Genomic DNA, 20,420 nt, shown 5'->3' on the forward strand with positions numbered 1-20,420 from the left:
AAGGCGTCGCCGCCGGGAAAACCCTGTTCAGCCCAGCGATTGCAACAACTGTGCCGCCACCGCCACCGCGATCACCTCGGGCTCCTTGCCGGTGATGCCGGGCACGCCGATCGGACAGGTGATGCGCGCCAGTTCGTCGGCCGTGAAGCCGCGGGCCTCGAGCCGGTGGCTGAAGGTGGCCCACTTGGTCTTGCTGCCGATCAGGCCGATGTAGGGCAGGTCGCCGTGCGTGCGCAGGCGCTTCAGGCAGGCGATGACGATGTCCAGGTCTTCGGCGTGGCTGAAGCTCATGATCAGCACGCGGCTGCCCGGCGTGAGCCCGGCCACGGCGTCCTGCACGGGCTCCGAATGCTCGATCTCGATCTGCGCCGGCAGCGCCTCGGGAAACACGCCGTCGCGGCTGTCGATCCAGCGCACCGAAAACGGCAGCCCCGCCAGCAGCCGCGCGAGCGCCGCGCCCACGTGGCCGCCGCCGAACAGCGCCACGGGCTGGAGCTGCGCGACCAGTTCACGCTGCAAGGCCGGCGCATCGGCGGCCGTGATGCGGCGGTACGAGAGAAACACCACGCCGCCGCAGCACTGGCCCAGGCTCGGGCCGAGCGGATAGCGTTCGATGCCGTCGATGGCGCGCCGCCCGGCGAGCAGTTCGCGCGCTTCCTGCGTGGCCTGGAACTCGAGCTGGCCGCCGCCGATGGTGCCCGTGAGCCCTTCGGCCCACACCGCCATCCAGGTGCCCGCCTCGCGCGGCGCCGAGCCCTGCGTGGATTCGACGCGCACCAGCACCGCGTCTTCGCGGGCCAGGCGTGCCATCAGCTGATCGACCAGGCCGTTCATTCTCGATACCTTCGGTTGCGGGGGTGCGGGTGACTCACGGTATAAACCAGACGATGAACCGTCAGCTTACGCCGCGCCGTCTCGCCCTCCTGGCCTCTTCCCTTTGTGCCCTCTGGATCGCCGGATGCGGCACCACCGGTTCGGTGCCCGGCCAGCTCAGCAGCGCCACGGCCGACCGCAGCGCCAGCGGCCCCGCGCCGCGCGCGTCCAACGCGGCTACCGCGCGCGACTACCGGCGCGATGCCGCGCGCCATATCTACGAGATCAACCGCTCGCGCATCTATGGCGGCCAGTTGCCTCCGCTGCTCTATGCCGTGGGCACGCTGCAGGTGAATCTCGATGCCGGCGGCCGCGTGGTGTCGATGCACTGGATGCGCGCACCCAAGCATGCGCCCGAGGTCGTCGCCGAGATCGAACGCATGGTGCTGAAGGCCGCGCCCTTCCCCGCCGCCACCCGTCTCGGGCCGGTCACCTGGACCGACACCTGGCTCTGGGACAAGAGCGGGCGCTTCCAGCTCGATACGCTGACGGAAGGTCAGCAGCAGGGGGACTGAGCGCGAGCCGAGTCCCCGGTTTGGCTCCCTCCCCTTCCGGGGGAGGGTTGGGGTGGGGGCACGCGGCGCATCCATCGGGCACGGGGGCAGCCCCCATCCCGGCCTTCCCCCGGAAGGGGAAGGAGCAATACCTCCCCCTTTGACTCCGTGGACGATCACGACCCGCGGTAGGTCGAGTAGCTCCACGGGCTCACCAGCAGCGGCACGTGGTAGTGCTGGTCGGTGTGCGCCACGCCGAAGTCCAGCGACACCTTGTTCAGGAAGTTGGGCTCGGGCAGCTTCACGCCGCGCGCCTTGAAGTAGCCCGCCACGTCGAACACCAGCCGGTAGGTGCCGGCCTTGAGCGAGTGGCTGTCGTAGAGCGGCGCGTCGCTGCGGCCGTCCGAATTCAGCGTGAAGCGCTTCACCAGCGTGGCGTCGTCGCCCTGAGTGGTGTACAGCGCCACCTCCATGCCGGCCGCGGGGCCGCCGTGCATCGTGTCCAGTACGTGAGTGCTCAAGCCCATGGGGTGCTCCTTCGAAGGTCGATCAGCTGCGGGAAATTCCGGTGGACAAAAGTGTATACAGTTACCGGCTTTGGGTCTATCATGAAAAACATGGAGTCCTCCACCACCCGTTCGATCGTCGACGCGCTCACCAAGGCGATCGTCGAGCACCGGCTGCAGCCCGGCACCAAGCTGGCCGAGCAGAAGCTGGCCGACCACTTCGGCGTGTCGCGCACGCTGGTGCGCCAGGCGCTGTTCCAGCTGTCGCAGAACAAGCTCATCCGCCTGGAGCCCGCGCGCGGCGCCTTCGTGGCGGCCCCGGCGGTCGACGAGGCCAGGCAGGTGTTCGCGGTGCGCCGCATGCTCGAGGCCGAAATGACGCGCGAGTTCGTGCGCACCGTCACGCCGGCCAAGATCAAGGCGCTCAAGGAGCACGTGGCGCTGGAGAAGTCCGCCGTGTCGGGCGAGGACATCTCGGGCCGCACCGAGCTGCTCGGCGACTTCCACGTGCGCATGGCCGAGCTCATGGGCAACCAGGTGCTGGCGCAGATCCTCGGCGAGCTGATCTCGCGCTGCGCCCTCATCACGCTCATGTACCAGAGCACCAGCGCGGCCGAGCACTCCAACGACGAGCACGCCGACATCGTGAAGGCGCTGGCCGCGCGCGACGAGGAGCGCGCCGTGCGCCTCATGACCGAACACCTGGAGCACGTCGAGGCCAACCTGACCTTCGACCGCAAGGTGCCGACCAACGACATCTCGCTTGCACTGTCCTGAATATTCCATGACCGTCTACGACACCACCCTGCCCTACCCGCGCGACCTCGTCGGCTACGGCCGCAATCCACCCCATGCCCGGTGGCCTGGCGGCGCGCGCATCGCGGTGCAGTTCGTCCTCAACTACGAAGAGGGCGGCGAAAACGCCACGCTGCACGGCGACGCGGGCTCCGAGCAGTTCCTTTCGGAGATGTTCAATCCGGCGAGCTTCCCGGACCGGCACATCAGCATGGAAGGCATCTACGAATACGGCTCGCGCGCCGGCGTCTGGCGCATCCTGCGCGAGTTCGAGAAGCGCGGCCTGCCGCTCACCGTGTTCGGCGTCGGCATGGCGCTCGAGCGCTACCCCGAGCTGGCCGCGGCCTTCAAGGAACTGGGCCACGAGATCGCCTGCCACGGCTGGCGCTGGATCCACTACCAGAACCTCGACGAGGCCACCGAGCGCGAGCACATGCGCCTGGGCATGGAAGCCATCGAAAAGCTCACGGGTGAGCGCGCCCTGGGCTGGTACACCGGCCGCGACAGCCCGCGCACGCGCCGCCTCGTGGCCGACTACGGCGGCTTCGAATACGACAGCGACTACTACGGCGACGACCTGCCCTTCTGGATGAAGGTGCAGAAGACCGACGGCACCGTGGTGCCGCAGCTCATCGTGCCCTACACGCTCGACTGCAACGACATGCGCTTTGCGCTGCCGCAGGGCTACTCACACGCCGATCCCTTCTTCCAGTACATGAAGGACAGCTTCGACGCGCTCTATGCCGAAGGCGACCCGCAAGGCGACAACAGCCCCAAGATGATGAGCATCGGCATGCACTGCCGCCTGCTCGGGCGCCCCGGCCGCATCACCGCGCTGCAGCGCTTTCTCGACCACATCGGCCGGCACGAGCATGTGTGGGTCTGCCGGCGCGTGGACATCGCGCGCCACTGGAAGCAGGCGCATCCCTTCGAAGCGGCCGCCACAGGAGACCCGTCATGAGCCTGACCCTCGACCAACTGAACGCCGCAACGCCGGGCGATGCCCTGGCGATGCTCGACGGCACCTACGAACATTCGCCGTGGATCGCCGAGCGCGCGCTCGCGGCGCGCCCGTTCCGCTCGCTCGCGCAGCTGAAGCATGCGCTCGTGCAGGCGGTGGCCGCGGCCTCGGCCGACGAAAAGCTGGGACTGATCCGCGCCCACCCCGAACTCGCGGGCAAGGCCATGGTCAGCAAGACGCTCACGGCCGAATCGACCCATGAGCAGGGCAAGGCCGGCCTGACCGACTGCACGCCCGAAGAATTCGCGAAGATCCAGCAGCTCAACGCCGACTACAACGCGAAGTTCGGCTTTCCGTTCATCCTGGCGGTGCGCGGGCCGCGCGGCACGGGGCTTTCGAAGCGCGAGATCATCGACACCTTCGAGCGCCGGCTGCACCATCACCCGGACTTCGAGCTTGGCGAGGCGCTGCGCAACATCCACCGCATCGCCGAGATCCGGCTCGACGACAAGTTCGGCGCCGATGTCTCGCTCGGCAACGACGTGTGGGACTGGCACGAAGCGCTCTCGGCGCACACCGACCCCGGCTATGCCGAGAAGGGCCAGCTCACCGTCACCTACCTGACCGATGCGCACCGCGCCTGCGCCGCGCAGATTTCAAACCTGATGCGCGATTGCGGCTTCGACTCGGTGCACATCGATGCGGTCGGCAACGTGGTCGGGCGCTACGAAGGCAGCACGCCCGGCGCGAAGGCGCTGCTCACCGGCTCGCACTACGACACCGTGCGCAACGGCGGCAAATACGACGGCCGCCTGGGCATCTTCGTGGCCGTAGCCTGCGTGCGCGAGCTCAAGCGCCAGGGCCGGCGCCTGCCGTTCGCATTCGAGGTGGTGGGCTTTGCCGAGGAAGAAGGTCAGCGCTACAAGGCCACCTTCCTGGGATCGGGCGCGCTCATCGGCCACTTCGATCCGCGCTGGCTGGACCAGAAGGATGCCGACGGCATCACCATGCGCGAGGCCATGCGGCACGCGGGCCTGAAGGAAGAAGAAATTCCGAAGATCCAGCGCGACCCGGCGCGCTACCTCGGCTTCGTCGAGGTGCACATCGAACAGGGTCCGGTGCTCACCGAGCTCGACGTTCCCCTGGGCATCGTCACCTCCATCAACGGCGGCGTGCGCTACGTGGGCGAGATGATCGGCATGGCCAGCCATGCCGGCACCACGCCGATGGGTCGGCGCCGCGATGCAGCCGCTGCGGTGGCCGAGCTGATCCTTTTCGCCGAGCAGCGCGCGGCGAAGGACGGCGACTCCGTCGCCACCGTGGGCATGCTCGAAGTGCCGAGCGGCTCGATCAACGTGGTGCCCGGACGCTGCAAGTTCAGCCTGGACATCCGCGCACCCAACGATCCGCAGCGCGACGCCGTGGTGCGCGACGTGCTGGCCGCGCTGCAGGAGATTGCCGATCGCCGCGGCGTGCGCTTCGTCATCGAGGAGGCCATGCGCGCAGCCGCCGCACCCAGCGCCCCCGAATGGCAGCAGCGCTGGGAAAAGGCGGTCGAATCGCTCGGCGTGCCGCGCTTTCGCATGCCCAGCGGCGCCGGCCACGACGCCATGAAGCTGCACGAGGTGATGCCGCAGGCCATGCTCTTCGTGCGCGGCATCAACTCGGGCATCAGCCACAACCCGCTCGAATCGAGCACCAACGACGACATCCAGCTCGCAGTGCAGGCCTTCCAGTTGCTGCTGGACAACCTCGCCGCCGAACAAGCCCACTGAAAAGAAAACCATGACCGACTACGCCAAGCTCGACGCCTGGATCGACGCCCACTTCGACGAGGAAGTGCAGTTCCTGCAGCAACTGGTGCAGGTGCCCACCGACACGCCGCCCGGCAACAATGCGCCGCATGCGGAGCGCACGGCCGAGCTCCTCAAGGACTTCGGCCTGGAGGCAGAGAAGCACGCCGTGCCTGCGCAGGAAGTGAAGGACTACGGCCTCGAGTCGATCACCAACCTGATCGTGCGCCGCAAGTACGGCAAGGACGGCGACGGTGGCCGCACCGTGGCCCTGAACGCCCACGGCGACGTGGTGCCCCCGGGCGAAGGCTGGACGCACGACCCCTACGGCGGCGAGATTGCCGACGGCAGCCTCTACGGCCGCGCGGCCGCCGTGAGCAAGAGCGACTTCGCGAGCTTCACCTTCGCGCTGCGTGCGCTCGAGGCCGTGGCCAGGCCCGCCAGGGGCAGCGTCGAACTGCACTTCACCTACGACGAGGAATTCGGCGGCATCCTCGGCCCGGGCTGGCTGCTCAAGCAGGGCCTGACCAAGCCCGACCTGATGATCGCGGCCGGCTTCAGCTACGAAGTGGTCACCGCCCACAACGGCTGCCTGCAGATGGAAGTGACGGTGCACGGCAAGATGGCCCACGCCGCCATCCCCACCACCGGCGTCGATGCGCTGCAGGGCGCGGTGAAGATCCTCAATGCGCTCTACGCGCAGAACACGCTCTACCAGCAGGTGACGTCGAAGGTCGAGGGCATCACGCATCCCTACCTCAACGTCGGCCGCATCGAAGGCGGCACCAACACCAACGTGGTGCCCGGCAAGGTGGTGTTCAAGCTCGACCGCCGAATGATCCCCGAAGAGAACCCGGCCGAGGTCGAAGCCACCATCCGCCAGGTGATCGCCGGTGCGGCCGCGGAAAGCACCGGCATCACGGTGGAGATCAAACGCCTGCTGCTGGCCAATTCGATGAAGCCGCTGGCCGGCAACAAGCCGCTGGTCGATGCGATCCAGAAGCACGGCCAGCAAGTCTTCGGCGAGCCGATCAAGGCCATGGGCACGCCGCTGTACACCGACGTGCGCCTCTATGGCGAAGCCGGCATTCCGGGCGTGATCTACGGCGCCGGCCCGCGCACCGTGCTCGAGTCGCACGCCAAGCGCAGCGACGAGCGCGTGGTGCTCGAGGACCTGCGCCGCGCCACCAAGGTGATTGCGCGCACGCTGAGCGACCTGCTGGCCTGATCGAACGCAGCGCCCGCGTTGCGGGCGTCCGACGCCGCGCATCAGTCGGCGCCTACAAGCGCCTTCGCGCCCCGGCGTGCAGCATGGGCTGCATGATCGAACGCAGTTCCACGCCCACCCTCACGGCCGATGCCCATGCGGTCGCGCATCGCTTCGCCGACGTCGACGGGACGCAGATCTTCTACCGCGAAGCCGGCCCGCGCGATGCGCCGGTGCTGCTGCTGCCGCACGGCTATCCATGCTCGTCGTTCCAGTACCGCCGGCTCATGCCCGCGCTGGCGGACCGGTGGCGCCTGGTGGCGCCGGACTACCCGGGCTTCGGCCTCAGCGACACGCCGCCCGCCGAGGCCTTCGGCTTCGACTTCGATGCCTATGCGGGCTTTCTGGAGGCCTTCTGCCGCAAGCTGGGCCTCGATCGCTACGCGCTCTACCTGCACGACTACGGTTCGCAGATCGGTCTGCGCCTCGCCGTCCGGCATCCGGAGCGCGTGGCCGCGCTCATCATCCAGAATGGCGACATCTACGAGGACACGCTCGGCCCCAAGTACCGCGCCATCCAGGCCTTCTGGCGCGATCCGTCCGCAAAGAACCGCGCGGTGCTCGAAGAAGCAGTGAGCGAAGAGGGCTTCCGCGCCGAGTTCGTCGGCGAGGTTTCCGAGGCCCAGGCCGCGCAGATTCCGCCCGATCTCTGGAAGCTCCATTGGCCGCTGATGAACACGCCGCAGCGCCGGGAGCTCGCACGCCTGCTGATGGAAGGCCTGAAGGAAAACCTCGAATGGTTTCCGCGCTACCAGGCCTGGCTGCGCGAACACCAGCCGCCCGCGCTCATCGTCTGGGGGCCGAACGACGGCTACATGCCCGAGGCCTCCGCGCGCGCCTACCTGCGCGACCTTCCGAAGGCCGAGCTGGTGCTGACCGACGGCGGCCACTGGCTGCTGGAGACGCATCTCGCGCAGGTGGTGCCTGTCATCCGGGGCTTCCTGTCCGCGGTCCATTCGCGCTGAGCGCGATCTCCCGCGTCACGCGCAGGAACTTCTCCATGTCGGCCGCCGAATGGCAGTGCAGCGGCGAAACCCGCACGGTGCCTTCGAGGCCGAAGGAATCGAGCATGCGCTTCGAATAGATGCTGCTCGCCACGCGCTCGTAGACCGTCACGCCGCGCTTGCCGTACTCGACCACCGCCTGCGTGCAGTCGAGGTGCTCGAAGCCGATGCCGATGATCAAGTCGCGCTTCGTCAGGTCCGGATGGTCGAGGAACACCTTCACGCCCTCGATGCTGCGCAGGCCCGCGGCGCCGCCGCTTCCGTCCAGCAGCGCCGACAGCAGGGCGCGCTCGTGCAGCTCGATGTGCGTGATGCCGGCCTCGAACAGGGCGCGGCGCCCGCTGGCATCGGTGAAATGGCCGCCGAGCCAGCACACGTAGTCCACGATCTCGGTCAGCACGGCAAACTGCCACGGCGCCGAACTGCCCAGGTCCCAGAAGTCGGGCTTCTTGCCCGCGAGCTTGTGGTGCGGCAACCGCGCCGCGCGGTCCGACACCCACGACAGGCCCGAGCCCCGGCAGCCGAAGAACTTGTAGGGCGCCATGTTGATGCCGTCCACCGGCGTCTTCTGCAGGTCGATCAGGCCGTGCGGCGCATGCTGCACGGCGTCCACCACGATGTAGAGATCGGGCTTGATCTCGCGCGCGCGCCGCACGATCTGTTCCAGGTCGAGCTTGGCGCCGGAGATGTTCGAGGCATGGATCACGTTGAGCAGGCAGGTGTTCTCGTCCACCAGCCGCACGATCTCGTCGGCATCGACGCCGCCGGTCTCGCGGTTGCTTTTCGCCACCCGCAGTTCGCGGCCGGCCTTCTGGGCATAGAGGCTCATCGCATCGAACGACGAGGGATGCTCGAGCACGGTGGTGACCATGTTGGTGCCCGGCACGTTCTCGGCCACTGCGCGCACCATGTCGAACATCGCGCCCGATGCCGTCAGCGACGCATAGACGCTGCCGCCCCGTGCATTGAGGATGGTGCGCACGTCGTCGGTGCCCCTGGCCTGGATCTGCTGCAGCTCGACGGCGGTGGCGTGGATGCGCTCGGCGTTGTCGGGAATGGCATCGACCTGCGCGAAGCGCTCGGCCGCGGCCTTGAGCCGGAACGAGCCGCCCGCGTTGTCGAAGTAGAGGCGCTCGCGCCCGTGGTGGTCGTGGTCGACGTTGAGAAAGCGCTGCTTCACCTCGCGCATCAGCGCGTCGGAAAACGCCAGCCCGTTGGCATGGAGTGCGTTCGCCGGCATCTCTTCAAACGCCCTTGTTGTTCGGGTTCCTGTAGGCCTCGCGCACGGCGTCGGACATCGGGAAGTTGAGGTTCACGTTGCGCGGCGGAATGGGCGCCATGAACCACTTCGCATAGAGCTTGTCGATGGCGCCGGACTTCATCATCTCAGTCACCGTCTGGTCGACGATCGCCTTGAACTCGGGGTCGTCCTTGCGCATCATGATGCCGTAGGGTTCCTGGCGCAGCACGTCCTTCAGCAGCTTGTAGTCGGAGGCGTTGGGCTGGTTGGCGATGAGGCCGGCCAGCTGCACGTCGTCCAGCACGTAGGCCACGGCACGGTCGCTCGCGAGCAGCAGGAAGGCATCGGCCGTGTCCTTGCCCGCGATTTCCTGCACCTCGATGTTCTCGGTCTTGCGGAAGCCGCGCAGCAGCTGCATCGAGGTGCTGCCGGCCACCGTGGCCACAGCCTTGCCCTGCAGGTCGGCGATCGAGTTGATGCCCGAGTTCTTCTTCACCGCGGCCGTGATGTTGGTGACGAAATGGCTGGGCGCGAAGTCGACCTGCTGCTGGCGCTGCACGGTGTTGGTGGTGGTCGCGCAGTCGAGGTCGACCGTGCCGTTCTGCACCAGCGGAATGCGGTTGGTCGAATTGAGCAGCGTGTAGCGCACCTCGATCTTCGAAAGGCCGAGCCTGGCCTTGATGGCGTCCACCACCTTCAGGCAGATCTCGTTGGTGAAGCCGATGGGCGCGCTCTCGCCGCCGGTCTTGTAGGAGAACGGGATCTGCGTGTCGCGGCTGCCGATCTGCACCGTGCCGCTTTCCTTGATCTTGCGCAGCGTGGGGCTCTCCTGCGCGGCCGCGGCGCCGCAGAGCAGCGCAATGCTGGCGCCGAATGCGAGGGACAGTTTGAAGTTCATGGAATGTTCCTTTGAAGATGAGGCAGGAAGTACGCGGGACTGCACGGGGCGAATCTTCGGTGCGCCATCAAATTTCCAAAAGCGATTTTTTGTGATTGAATAAGATGAATAAAAGTATTCAATCCAAGGGCCTGCACCGTGATGACCTTCAAGCAGCTCGAGGCCCTGTACTGGATCGCCAAGCTGGGCGGCTTTGCGCAGGCGGCCAACCAGCTCCATACCTCGCAGTCGGCCGTGTCCAAGCGGGTGCATGAGCTCGAGCTGCTGTTCGACACCGAATTGTTCGACCGCAGCCAGCGCACCGCGCGGCTCACCGAAAAGGGCGAGGAGATGTTCGTGCTCGCGGCCCGGCTGCTCGAGCAGCGCGATGCCGCCGTCGAGCAGTTCAGCAAGCCCGGCGTAGTGGAGCGGCGGCTGCGCATCGGCGTGACGGAGCTCACGGCCATGACCTGGCTGCCCCGGCTGGTGGGCGTGATCCAGCAGCACTACCCCAAGGTCATCCTCGAGCCCGACGTGGACGACAGCCTGCAGTTGCGCGACAAGCTGCTGGCCGACGAGCTCGACCTGGTGATCGTGCCCGACACCTTCGCCGATTCGCGCATGCAGAGCAAGGCCATCGGCGAAGTGAAGAGCGCCTGGATGTGCAAGCCCGGCGTGGTGCGTGCCACCGGCGCCGTGCGGCTGCACGAACTCGCGCGCCACCGCATGCTGGTGCAAGGCAGCAATTCGGGCACCGGGCGCGCCTACGACGCCTGGATGAAGGACCAGGGCGTGCAGCCCGCCGACACCATCGTGGTGAGCAACCTCGTGGCGCTGACCGGGCTCACGGTGTCGGGTCTGGGCGTGAGCTACCTTCCACGCCAGTGCCTGGACCCGCTCGTCTCGGCCGGCATGCTTGCGGTGATCGACGTGGCGCCCGCCCTGCCGGTGGTGCGCTACGTGGCCATGCACAAGGGCGAGCACCGCAGCGCGCTGACCTCCTCCATCGTGATGCTGGCGCAGGAATGCTGCGATTTCACGCGCATGTTCCAGGCGCAGGCCGACGAAGAGCCTGCAAAATGAGCGGCATGAAACCCCGCAAGCAGACCTCGTCCACGCCCCACATCCGCGTCGGCCCCAGCGGCGTGCACGGGCTCGGCGCCTTCGCGACGCGCGACCTGCCTGCCCAGGCCTTCCTCGGCCTCTACGAAGGCCGGCGCTACACCCAGCAGGAGATCGCCGCCAGGACGTGGAACGACCAGCTCACCTACCTGTTCACGCTCTCCAACCAGGAAACGATCGACGGCGCCAAGGGCGGCAACGGCACACGCCACCTGAACCACGCCTGCGATCCCAACTGCGAAGCGGTCGAGGAGTACGACGACGCGGGCGAACTGATGCTCAAGTTCCAGACCCTGGTGGCGGTGGACGCGGGCGACGAGTTGTTCATCGACTATTCCCTGACCGCGGACGATGGATCGACCGCCGAGAAATACCCCTGCCATTGCGGCTCGCCGAACTGCCGGGGGACGATGCTGGCGCCGGCCGAAGCGGATTGAGCGCCAGCTGACCCCGCCCGCCTTCGAAAGGCGCCATGGCCACGGGCCACGGCGCCTTTTTTCTTTGCGCACCCCAAAGGGTATCTCAGGGAATCTACGGATATATGGTCCGTCGGATAGACTTGATTGCACACGGTTTTTGTATACAAATAACGCACCCGATGCCGGTGCGGAATTTGCGCTGGAAACGGTCCCTCAACCCACCATTCATTCGCACGAGGAAAGACCATGAGCACAGTCGTCAGCCAGGCCCCCGCGGGGGCAAGCGAAGCCGGCCATGCGCCGCATGCCGAATCCAACGCGCTGATCAAGCCCGGCTACCACCCGCGGCTGACCAACGAAGACCTGGCCCCTCTCAGGAAGCAGACCTGGGGCCAATACAACATCTTTGCGTTCTGGATGTCCGACGTGCACAGCGTGGGCGGCTACATCACGGCCGGCAGCCTGTTCGCGCTGGGCCTGTCGAGCTGGCAGGTGCTGGTATCGCTGCTGGTGGGCATCGTGATCGTGCAGTTCTTCTGCAACCTGGTGGCCAAGCCGAGCCAGGTGACCGGTGTGCCCTACCCGGTGGTGTGCCGCGCGCCCTTCGGCGTGCTGGGCGCCAACATCCCGGCCATCATCCGCGGGCTGATCGCGGTGGCCTGGTACGGCGTGCAGACCTATCTGGCCTCGGCCGCCTTCATGGTGCTCGCGCTGCACATGTTCCCGAACCTCGCGCCGTATGCCGACGTGGCCCAGCACGGCTTCGTGGGCCTGTCGACGCTGGGCTGGGTGGCGTTCATGATCATGTGGGTGCTGCAGGCCTTCGTGTTCTGGCACGGCATGGAGGCGATCCGCAAGTTCATCGACTGGGCCGGACCGGCCGTGTACGTGGTGATGGCCGTGCTGTGTGGCTGGCTGGTGTGGAAGGCCGGCTGGAGCAACATCGACCTGAACCTGGGCGGGATCAAGTTCCAGGGCTGGGACGCGCTGCCCGTGATGCTCTCGGCCATTGCACTGGTGGTGAGCTACTTCAGCGGCCCGATGCTCAACTTCGGCGACTTCTCGCGCTACGGCAAGAGCTTCGACGCGGTGAAGAAGGGCAACTTCTGGGGCCTGCCGGTCAACTTCGTGTTCTTCTCGCTGCTCACGGTGATCACCACCGCCGCCACGCTGCCGGTGTTCGGCGAGCTGATCACCGATCCGGTGCACACCGTGGGCAAGATCGACAGCACCACCGCCGTGGTGCTGGGCGCGCTGACCTTCATGATTGCCACCATCGGCATCAACATCGTGGCCAACTTCGTCTCGCCGGCCTTCGACTTCTCGAACGTGGCGCCGCAGCACATCAGCTGGCGCACGGGCGGCATGATCGCGGCGGTGGGATCGGTGTTCCTCACGCCGTGGAACCTCTACAACAGCCCCGAGGTCATCCACTACACGCTCGATGTGCTGGGCTCGTTCATCGGCCCGCTGTTCGGCATTTTGATTGCCGACTACTACATCGTACGCAGGCAGCGCATCGACGTGGATGCGCTCTACACCATGAGCCCCAAGGGCGAATACTGGTACAGCGGCGGCTATAACCCGAAGGCGATCCAGGCGCTGATCCCCTCCGCACTGGTGCCGATCCTTTGCGTGATGGTGCCGGCGCTGCGCGGTGGCGCGAACTATGCATGGTTCATCGGCATGGCACTGGGCTTCGTCATCTATGCCCTGCTGAACCGCAACAACAAGACTTGAAACACTGAAAGAGAAAGAAAGGGCCGCGCCGTGCGCATCAAGATCATCAATCCCAACACCACCTGGAGCATGACCGAGAAGATCGGCGCCTGCGCCCGCGCGGTGGCGAGCGCCGGCACGGAGATCGTCGCGGTCAGCCCGGCCATGGGGCCGGTCTCCATCGAGAGCCACTACGACGAGGCGCTGGCCGTGCCCGGCCTGCTGCAGGAAATTGCGGCCGGCGAGCGCGAGGGCATCGACGGCTACGTGATCGCCTGCTTCGGCGATCCGGGCCTGAAGGCCGCGCGCGAGCTGGCGCGCGGCCCGGTGGTGGGCATTGCCGAGGCGGCGATGCACTTGGCCAGCATGGTGGGCAGCCGCTTCAGCGTAGTGACCACGCTGGGCCGCACGATGGGCCAGGCCTGGCACCTGGCCGAGATCTACGGCATGGAGCGCTTCTGCGCCAGGGTGCGCGCCTGCGAATTGCCCGTGCTCGAGCTCGAGGAGCCCGGCTCCCAGGCACGCGAGCGGATTGTCGACGAATGCCGACGCGCGCTCGAGGAAGACGGCTCCGACTGCATCGTGCTCGGCTGCGCCGGCATGGCCGACCTGTGCGAGCACATCGGCGGCCTGCTCGGCGTGCCGGTGATCGACGGTGTGGCCGCGGCCACCAGGCTCGTCGAGTCGCTGGTGGCGCTGAAGCTTTCGACCAGCAAGCGAGGCGAGCTGGCCCATCCACTGCCCAAGGCCATGAAGGGCGCGCTCGAGGGCTTCACGCTGCGCAGCTGACGGTGCCCGGCGCGAGCGCGGCGGCCACCCGCTGAGCCACAATCTGCGCATGCCCCGCGCCAGCACCAAATCCACCGCACCCCCCGCCACCGCCGCTGCGGCCGAGAATGCAGCGCCCGCCAACGACAAGGCCAGTTCCATCGAAAGCATCGCGCAGGACATCGCTACCGCGATCGTCGAGAAGCGCCTGCCGCCCGGCACCTGGCTGCGCGAAGAGGCGCTGGGCCGCGTCTATTCGGTGAGCCGCACCAAGATTCGCGCGGCCTTGCTGATGCTCTCGAAAGACAAGCTCATCGAGATGATTCCCGACAAGGGCGCTTTCGTGTGCCAGCCCACGGTGCAGGAGGCGCGCGAGGTGTTCGCGGTGCGCCGCATCCTCGAAAGCGAAGTGGTGCGCCTGTTCATTGCCAATGCGCGGCCGCGCGACTACCAGGTGCTGGAGCAGCACATCCGCTTCGAGCGCACCGCGCTGCGCCAGACCACCACCACGGGCACCGTGCGGGAAAAGGTGCTGGGCGATTTCCACGTGGCGCTGGCCGAGGCCACGGGCAACAAGACGCTGGCCGAGCTGGTGCGCGAGCTGGTGGCGCGCAGCTCGCTGATCGCGATGCTCTACCACTCGTCGAACGACCCGCATTGCTCGTCGGACGAGCACTCCGATTTCCTTCGCATCTGCCGCAAGGGCGACACGGAAGGCGCGGTGGCCTGCATGATCGACCACCTGGAGCGCATCGAGGCCAGCCTGGAGCTCGGCACCGAGAAGCCCGACCGCCAGCTCGACCTGGTGAAGGCGCTGCTGGCCTGAAAAGGGCTGCCCGAGCCCCTGCTCCAGTTCAGCGCCTGGTTTTCGCAGCGCGCTTCTTCGGCTCGCGCGCAGCGGGGCCATCCGATGCGACGGCGACCGCTTCCAGGCCTTGCGCACCTGCAATCAGCCCGCGCAGGAAAACCATGATCAGGCGTCCCGAGGGATCGGGGCGCGTGCTCATCCGCTGCAATGCCAGCCCGTGCGACAGAGCCATGAAAGCTGCGGCCAATTCGTCCGGTGCGGCAGGAGGCGTGCGCCCGAGCTTGTCGAACAACTGACCGATCACGCCGCCGATTTCGGATCGGTGCCTGTCCCACACCTTCTGGTACTCCTGCGCGAAGCTTCGACTGCGGTTGGCATGCAGCTGAAGCTCGATGGAGAGCATGCACCAGTCGGCATCGCGATTGAGCGTGGAAGCCCAGGCTTCCAGCTCGGCAAGCATCTGCTCGGGCTCTTGCCGCTCGTCGCCCATGACCTTGAAAAGCTGCAACGCTTCGGCTTCCATGTGCCGCCGCAGCAACTCCAGCAGGACGTCCTCCTTGCTCGAAAAGTTCGAATAGAAGGCGCCTTGGGAGTAGCCCGCCTTGTCCGCGATGTCGCGGATCGACGCGCCCCCATAGCCGTTCGACACAAACAGGTGCTGCGCGGTCTCGATCAAGCGCTCGCGCGTCTGCGCCCTGCTTTCCTCGCGGGTCAGGCGCGTTTTTGCTGTCGTCGGGGTCATGGTCGAAAAGATATCACATGAACTTTGAATAGCGCCTGCCTTCCGGGGCACAGTCCGGAATCTCACGTTCGAATATCACTTGATATTTGAAAACGGCGAAGGTACATTCAAAACTCATTTGATTTTTGAAGTTCGATTGATATGGAAAATCCAAAGCCCCTGAGGACCGCGTTCGTCACTGGCGCGACCGGCCTTCTCGGCAACAACCTCGTGCGCGAGCTGGTCGCGCGCGGCGTCTTCGTCAAAGCCCTTGTTCGCTCGAAGGCCAAAGGCCAGCAGCAGTTTGCGGGGATGAAAGGCGTCGAGCTGGTGCTGGGCGACATGGCGGATGTACCCGCTTTCTCCAAGGCACTGCAAGGATGCGACGTGGTGTTCCACACCGCCGCGTTCTTCCGGGACAACTTCAAGGGCGGCAGCCACTGGGAAGAGCTCAAGCGCATCAATGTGGACGGCACCCGGCAGCTCATCGAGCAGGCCTACGGTGCCGGCATCCGGCGCTTCGTCCAGACCTCGTCCATCGCGGTGCTGAATGGCGAGCCGGGCATGCCCATCGACGAGACCTGTCTGCGTGACCTGGCAGATGCCGACGACGACTACTACCGCAGCAAGATACTGGCCGATCAAGTCGTGTCGGCCTTTCTTGCAGTGCACCCGGACATGCACGCGAGCTTTGTCTTGCCCGGATGGATGTGGGGACCGGCCGACATCGGTCCCACCTCGTCAGGACAGTTCGTCAACGATGTGGTGCTCGGCAAACTGCCCGGGCTGGTGCCCGGCAGCTTTTCCGTTGTCGATGCTCGCGATGTGGCAAAGGCGCAGATCTCGGCCGCGGAAAACGGCCAGCGCGGCGAGCGCTATCTGGCAGCCGGGCGCCACATGACGATGCAGGAACTGGTGCCCCTGGTGGGAAAGATCGCGGGCATCCGCACGCCGACACGCCACCTGCCCTTTCCGCTCCTGTACCTGCTGGCGGCGGTGCAGGAACTCTATGCGCGGGCCACCGGAAAGCCCATCTTGCTCGGCCTGGCCACCGTGCGGCTGATGCGCAAGGAGGCAGGGCGCAGCCATTTCAACCACACCAAGAGCGAGCAGAAGCTTCAACTGAAGTTTCGCCCGATCGAGCAAACCGTGGCCGACACGCTCGCCTGGTATCGCGGCAATGGCTGGCTGCCTGGTGTGCCGACCCGAACCGAATCCTGAACAAGGGGAAAAACCGTGACGAACAGATTGATCCTGAAACTCTCGACAGCCTTCGCAGCTTTTCTTTGCATCGCAGCAGCGCCGCAAGCATCCTCGGCCCGGAGTCTCCCGGCCGCCAAGGCCGCGGACAGCATGGCCGAGTTCTGCAGCAAGGGGCAGGCGGAGTATCCGCAGGGCATCGCCCGCATGCACCCCTCGTTCAAATTCAACATCTGTTGGTGGCTCGAGGATGCCGGCATCGAAGCAAGCACCTTCGACGACATCGCCGCAGCGCTGCCGGAGCACGCCGGGCCGTCGCAGGCGATCTGGCAGGCGACTTTCAACCAGCCCGCCCAACTGCACCTGGAACGAGCCCGCGCATCCGAAGCGCGAGGAAACAATGCTGCCGCATCGGTCGAATACAAGAAGGCCGCTTTCTACCTGCGGATGAACCGGCTTCCCAAGCGTGTTCCCACCGCCGATCTGCAGGCGACCGAACGAGCCCATGCGCTCCTGGGAAAGCCGCTCCAACGCATCGCATTCAAGACCGGCACGAAAGAATTCACCGGCTACTTCCGGGCGCCGCCTGCACGAACAGGCCGCAACGAGAAGCTGCCGGTACTGGTGATTCTCGGCGGCCTCGACAACCTGAAGACCGAGATGATCCGGCACAGTGATTACTTCATGGGTCGGGGCTTCGCAACCATCATTGTGGAAAATCCGGACACCGGAGAGAACCAGCTCGGGTTCCGGCCGGAGTCCCATGTGATGTTCGACGCCGTGGCGGACTACATCAAGACCCGCAGCGACCTGGACGCCAGCCGAGTGGCCTTGTACGGCTGGAGCATGGGCGGCTATCTGGGAACGCTTGGCGGGCTGAGCAACGACTTCTACAAGGCCGTGGTCAATGTGGGCGGCCCCAGCGATGCGAGCTTTGGACAAGCGCATTGCAAGGTGGCGCCTGCCTGGATCGTCGCGCCCTACACCGTGTTTGCGAACATGAATCCGCAGACCACACCGCGTGAAGCGATGTGCGAATACTACGAAGCATTCCAGCTCTCGCGCCAGTTGAAGATGCCGACCGCGGTGCAGCTGCGCAAGCCCATTCTCATGGTGAACGGCGCGCACGAGGATCTCGTCTCCAGAGACGAGCCCGCCGCTCTGGCGGCGCTCGGCTTCAACGTGACGCAACTGGTGTTCGGGGATGACGGCCACACGGCGGAATCGAACATGCGTGAGCACTTCGAGTTCACGGCGAACTGGCTCATTCGGCGACTGAAGATCGAGATGGGAGACTGATTCGGGTTTACCTGAATCCGGATTGCCGCACAAATTGTATACAGTTTCGCGTACACAACTGGTGTGCGCGACGGCTCTGCGACGCGCATCACTGCTCGTTCCCCTCGCCGCGCCAGGAGACAACGATGACGGCAGATTCCCTTTCCAGCAATGTCCATCCCGTGGACCAGCGCCTGCCTTCGGGCAAGCTCGCGGCCCTCGGCCTGCAGCACGTGCTCGTGATGTACGCGGGCGCCGTCGCGGTGCCGCTGATCGTCGGCCGTGCGCTCAAGCTCTCGCCCGACGAGGTGGCGCTGCTGATCTCGGCCGACCTGTTCTGCTGCGGCATTGCCACGCTGATCCAGGCGCTCGGCGCCACGCAGTGGTTCGGAATCAGGCTGCCGGTGATGATGGGCGTGACCTTCGCATCGGTCGCGCCCATGGTGGCCATTGCCAATGCCAACCCGGGGCAGAACGGCGCGCAGCTGCTGTTCGGCGCCATCATCGGCGCGGGCGTGGTGTCGATCATCATTGCGCCGCTGGTGAGCCGCATGCTGCGCTTCTTTCCGCCGGTGGTCACGGGCACCATCATCGCGGTCATCGGCATCAGCCTGATGCGCGTGGGCATCAACTGGATTTTCGGCAACCCGGTGGGGCCGACGGCGCCCGCGCTGGTCGACCCGGTGTATGCGAAGTGGCTCGCAGAAGTGACCTCGCCGGGCAGTTCGATTCCCGCGGTGCCCAAGGGCTTCGCGATCATGCCGACCGTGCCCAACCCCAAGTACGCGGACCTCTCTGGCTTCGGCGTGGCGGCGCTGGTGCTGGTGTCGATCCTGCTGATCGTCAAGTACGCCAAGGGCTTCATCGCCAACATCTCGGTGCTGCTGGGCATCGTGATCGGTGCGGTGGTGGCCTCGATCACCGGCCTCATGACCTTCGAGAAGGTCGGCAAGGCCGCCTGGGTCGACATCGTGCTGCCCTTCCACTTCGGCATGCCGCAGTTCGACCCGGTCCTGATCCTCACGATGACGCTGATCATGATCGTGGTGATGATCGAGTCGACCGGCATGTTCCTGGCGCTCGGCGAAATGACCGACCGCAAGATCACGCAGAAGGACCTGGCCAAGGGCCTGCGCACCGACGGCCTCGGCACGCTGATCGGCGGCATCTTCAACACCTTTCCGTACACCAGCTTCTCGCAGAACGTGGGCCTGGTGGCGGTCACGGGCATCAAGAGCCGCTACGTCTGCGTGGCCGGCGGCGTGATCCTGATCGTGCTGGGCCTGCTGCCCAAGATGGCGGCGTTGATCGAATCGCTGCCCACCGTGGTGCTGGGCGGCGCGGGGCTGGTGATGTTCGGCATGGTGGCAGCCACGGGCATCCGCATTCTCTCGGGCGTGGACTTCAAGACCAACCGCCACAACGCGATGATCGTGGCGGTGTCGATCGGCATCGGCATGATTCCGCTCATTGCACCCAACTTCAAGCAGTGGATGCCGCATGCCATTCACTCGCTGATCGAGTCGGGCATCCTGCTGGCGTCGATCAGCGCGGTGCTGCTGAACCTGTTCCTCAATGGCGCGAAGCACGACGAAGAGGCCGTGATCGCCGCGGCCAAGCAGGCCGAAGCCCACTAGAGACTGTCAGATCATCGCCAGCGGCGCCTTGCGGCGCGGCGGCGGATAGAGGCGCTCCAGTTCGGCGAGGGTGGCCGCATCGAGCTTCAGGTCGGCAGCGGCGAGGTTCTGCTGAAGGTGCGCGCTGCGCACCGCCTTCGGAATCGCGGCGACACCGGGCCGCGCGAGCACCGCGGCCAGCGCAAGCTGCGCGGCGCTCATGCCGAGCCGCCTGGCCAGCTCCTGCAGCGCCTCGTCCGAAGCCAGCGCGCCCTGGTCGATCGGGCTGTAGGCCATCAGCGGCATGCCGTGTTCGCGCAGCCAGGGCAGCAGGCTGAACTCGGGGCCGCGCTCGGCCAGCGACAGGTACACCTGGTTGGCCGCGCAGCCGGGGCCTGAATCGGCGAGCGGCGCCAGCTCCTGCATGTCGTCGGTGTCGAAGTTGCTCACGCCCCAGCGCGCGATGCGCCCCTTGGCCACCAGTGCCTGCAGCGCATCGACCGTTTCGCGCAGCGGATGGCTGCCGCGCCAGTGCAAGAGGTACAGGTCGACCATGTCGAGGCCGAGCCGCTTCAGGCTTCGCTCGCAGGCCTCGGGCGTGCCGCGGCGGCTCGCGTTGTGCGGGTAGACCTTGCTGACGATGAAGAGCTCCTCGCGCCGCACGTCGCCCGCGCACAGGGCCTCTGCAATGGCCTGGCCGAGCACGGTTTCGGCGCCGCCCTCGCCGTACATCTCGGCGGTGTCGATCAGCCGGTAGCCCATGGCGATGGCTTCGCGCACGGCGGCCACTTCGGCGGCATGCCGGCCCGCAATCTCGCCCATGCGCCAGGTGCCGAGGCCGAGCACCGGCATCTCGCCGCCGGTGGGGAGTGAAAGGGTTCGCATGAGGGCGATGGTACGGCGGCCCTGCCGGCCGATCCGGGGATCAAGGCAAAATCCCGGTCGCCGCTCCGGTCGGC

Annotated in this window: 20 protein-coding genes; 14 read left to right on the plus strand and 6 right to left on the minus strand. The window is 66.3% G+C overall.

Annotated elements, in window-relative coordinates:
* Window positions 1-27: 27 nt before the first annotated feature.
* Window positions 28-834, minus strand: coding sequence for a xanthine dehydrogenase accessory protein XdhC (xdhC, locus tag FB547_RS20290; RefSeq protein ID WP_145745356.1), 807 nt, complete (start codon window positions 832-834; stop codon window positions 28-30).
* Window positions 835-887: 53 nt separating this feature from the next.
* On the opposite strand from xdhC, the gene FB547_RS20295 reads away from it, so the two are divergent.
* Entirely contained in the window at window positions 888-1,388 is a 501-nt protein-coding gene (locus FB547_RS20295) for a hypothetical protein (protein ID WP_186454212.1), read from the plus strand.
* A 155-nt stretch (window positions 1,389-1,543) separates the two neighbouring features.
* Here the strand turns inward: FB547_RS20295 and uraH are convergent, their stop codons facing one another.
* Window positions 1,544-1,894 carry a hydroxyisourate hydrolase gene (uraH, locus tag FB547_RS20305; RefSeq protein ID WP_145745360.1) on the minus strand — a complete coding sequence of 117 codons (351 nt, stop codon included), beginning with the start codon at window positions 1,892-1,894 and terminating at the stop codon, window positions 1,544-1,546.
* A gap of 90 nt (window positions 1,895-1,984) precedes the next feature.
* Between uraH and FB547_RS20310 the strand changes: the two genes are divergently transcribed.
* The 5 genes from FB547_RS20310 to FB547_RS20330 all read left to right on the plus strand — a co-directional run bounded on the left by FB547_RS20310 (window position 1,985) and on the right by FB547_RS20330 (window position 7,654).
* On the plus strand, window positions 1,985-2,650 hold the full coding sequence (locus FB547_RS20310) for a GntR family transcriptional regulator (protein ID WP_225612662.1): 666 nt from the start codon (window positions 1,985-1,987) through the stop codon (window positions 2,648-2,650).
* 7 nt (window positions 2,651-2,657) lie between these two features.
* The gene (gene puuE, locus FB547_RS20315) at window positions 2,658-3,629 is read left to right on the plus strand and encodes an allantoinase PuuE (protein WP_145745362.1); all 972 of its coding nucleotides are present in this window, start codon (window positions 2,658-2,660) and stop codon (window positions 3,627-3,629) included.
* The gene (uraD, locus tag FB547_RS20320; protein WP_145745364.1) at window positions 3,626-5,404 is read left to right on the plus strand and encodes a 2-oxo-4-hydroxy-4-carboxy-5-ureidoimidazoline decarboxylase; all 1,779 of its coding nucleotides are present in this window, start codon (window positions 3,626-3,628) and stop codon (window positions 5,402-5,404) included. The genes puuE and uraD overlap by 4 nt, the downstream gene beginning before the upstream one ends.
* A gap of 10 nt (window positions 5,405-5,414) precedes the next feature.
* Window positions 5,415-6,650, plus strand: coding sequence for a M20 family metallopeptidase (locus FB547_RS20325; RefSeq protein ID WP_145745365.1), 1,236 nt, complete (start codon window positions 5,415-5,417; stop codon window positions 6,648-6,650).
* A gap of 92 nt (window positions 6,651-6,742) precedes the next feature.
* The gene (locus FB547_RS20330; RefSeq protein ID WP_145745367.1) at window positions 6,743-7,654 is read left to right on the plus strand and encodes an alpha/beta fold hydrolase; all 912 of its coding nucleotides are present in this window, start codon (window positions 6,743-6,745) and stop codon (window positions 7,652-7,654) included.
* Here the strand turns inward: FB547_RS20330 and FB547_RS20335 are convergent.
* Both FB547_RS20335 and FB547_RS20340 read right to left on the minus strand, forming a co-directional pair.
* On the minus strand, window positions 7,617-8,933 hold the full coding sequence (locus tag FB547_RS20335; protein WP_145745369.1) for an aminotransferase class V-fold PLP-dependent enzyme: 1,317 nt from the start codon (window positions 8,931-8,933) through the stop codon (window positions 7,617-7,619). The genes FB547_RS20330 and FB547_RS20335 overlap by 38 nt on opposite strands.
* 4 nt (window positions 8,934-8,937) lie before the next feature.
* Entirely contained in the window at window positions 8,938-9,831 is an 894-nt protein-coding gene (locus FB547_RS20340) for an amino acid ABC transporter substrate-binding protein (RefSeq protein WP_145745371.1), read from the minus strand.
* Window positions 9,832-9,972: 141 nt separating this feature from the next.
* Here FB547_RS20340 and FB547_RS20345 point away from each other — a divergent pair, with 141 nt between their 5' ends.
* From FB547_RS20345 to FB547_RS20365, 5 genes are all read left to right on the plus strand, one after another.
* Window positions 9,973-10,893 (plus strand): LysR family transcriptional regulator, encoded by a 921-nt coding sequence (locus FB547_RS20345; RefSeq protein WP_145745725.1) that lies wholly within the window; start codon window positions 9,973-9,975, stop codon window positions 10,891-10,893.
* Window positions 10,890-11,369 carry an SET domain-containing protein gene (locus FB547_RS20350; RefSeq protein ID WP_145745373.1) on the plus strand — a complete coding sequence of 160 codons (480 nt, stop codon included), beginning with the start codon at window positions 10,890-10,892 and terminating at the stop codon, window positions 11,367-11,369. The genes FB547_RS20345 and FB547_RS20350 overlap by 4 nt, the downstream gene beginning before the upstream one ends.
* Window positions 11,370-11,597: 228 nt before the next feature.
* Window positions 11,598-13,091, plus strand: a complete 1,494-nt coding sequence (locus FB547_RS20355; RefSeq protein ID WP_145745375.1) for an NCS1 family nucleobase:cation symporter-1 — start codon at window positions 11,598-11,600, stop codon at window positions 13,089-13,091.
* Window positions 13,092-13,121: 30 nt separating this feature from the next.
* A complete protein-coding gene (locus tag FB547_RS20360; RefSeq protein ID WP_145745377.1) occupies window positions 13,122-13,859 on the plus strand; it encodes an aspartate/glutamate racemase family protein in 738 nt (245 codons plus the stop codon).
* A gap of 49 nt (window positions 13,860-13,908) precedes the next feature.
* The gene (locus FB547_RS20365) at window positions 13,909-14,664 is read left to right on the plus strand and encodes a GntR family transcriptional regulator (RefSeq protein WP_145745379.1); all 756 of its coding nucleotides are present in this window, start codon (window positions 13,909-13,911) and stop codon (window positions 14,662-14,664) included.
* 28 nt (window positions 14,665-14,692) lie between these two features.
* Here FB547_RS20365 and FB547_RS20370 read toward each other — a convergent pair whose 3' ends face one another.
* Window positions 14,693-15,388: a TetR/AcrR family transcriptional regulator gene (locus tag FB547_RS20370; RefSeq protein WP_145745381.1), complete on the minus strand. Its 696-nt coding sequence runs from the start codon at window positions 15,386-15,388 to the stop codon at window positions 14,693-14,695.
* A 141-nt stretch (window positions 15,389-15,529) separates the two neighbouring features.
* Here FB547_RS20370 and FB547_RS20375 point away from each other — a divergent pair, with 141 nt between their 5' ends.
* From FB547_RS20375 to FB547_RS20385, 3 genes are all read left to right on the plus strand, one after another.
* Entirely contained in the window at window positions 15,530-16,588 is a 1,059-nt protein-coding gene (locus tag FB547_RS20375; RefSeq protein WP_145745383.1) for an SDR family oxidoreductase, read from the plus strand.
* 15 nt (window positions 16,589-16,603) lie between these two features.
* A complete protein-coding gene (locus tag FB547_RS20380) occupies window positions 16,604-17,866 on the plus strand; it encodes an alpha/beta hydrolase family protein (RefSeq protein ID WP_145745386.1) in 1,263 nt (420 codons plus the stop codon).
* A gap of 125 nt (window positions 17,867-17,991) precedes the next feature.
* Window positions 17,992-19,482: a nucleobase:cation symporter-2 family protein gene (locus FB547_RS20385; RefSeq protein WP_145745387.1), complete on the plus strand. Its 1,491-nt coding sequence runs from the start codon at window positions 17,992-17,994 to the stop codon at window positions 19,480-19,482.
* A 6-nt stretch (window positions 19,483-19,488) separates the two neighbouring features.
* On the opposite strand, the gene FB547_RS20390 is transcribed toward FB547_RS20385, so the two are convergent.
* Window positions 19,489-20,346 (minus strand): aldo/keto reductase, encoded by an 858-nt coding sequence (locus FB547_RS20390; protein WP_145745389.1) that lies wholly within the window; start codon window positions 20,344-20,346, stop codon window positions 19,489-19,491.
* Window positions 20,347-20,420: the final 74 nt, after the last annotated feature.

Origin of the sequence: Variovorax beijingensis, assembly GCF_007828835.1 — a bacterium.
GTDB lineage: Bacteria > Pseudomonadota > Gammaproteobacteria > Burkholderiales > Burkholderiaceae_C > Variovorax > Variovorax beijingensis_A.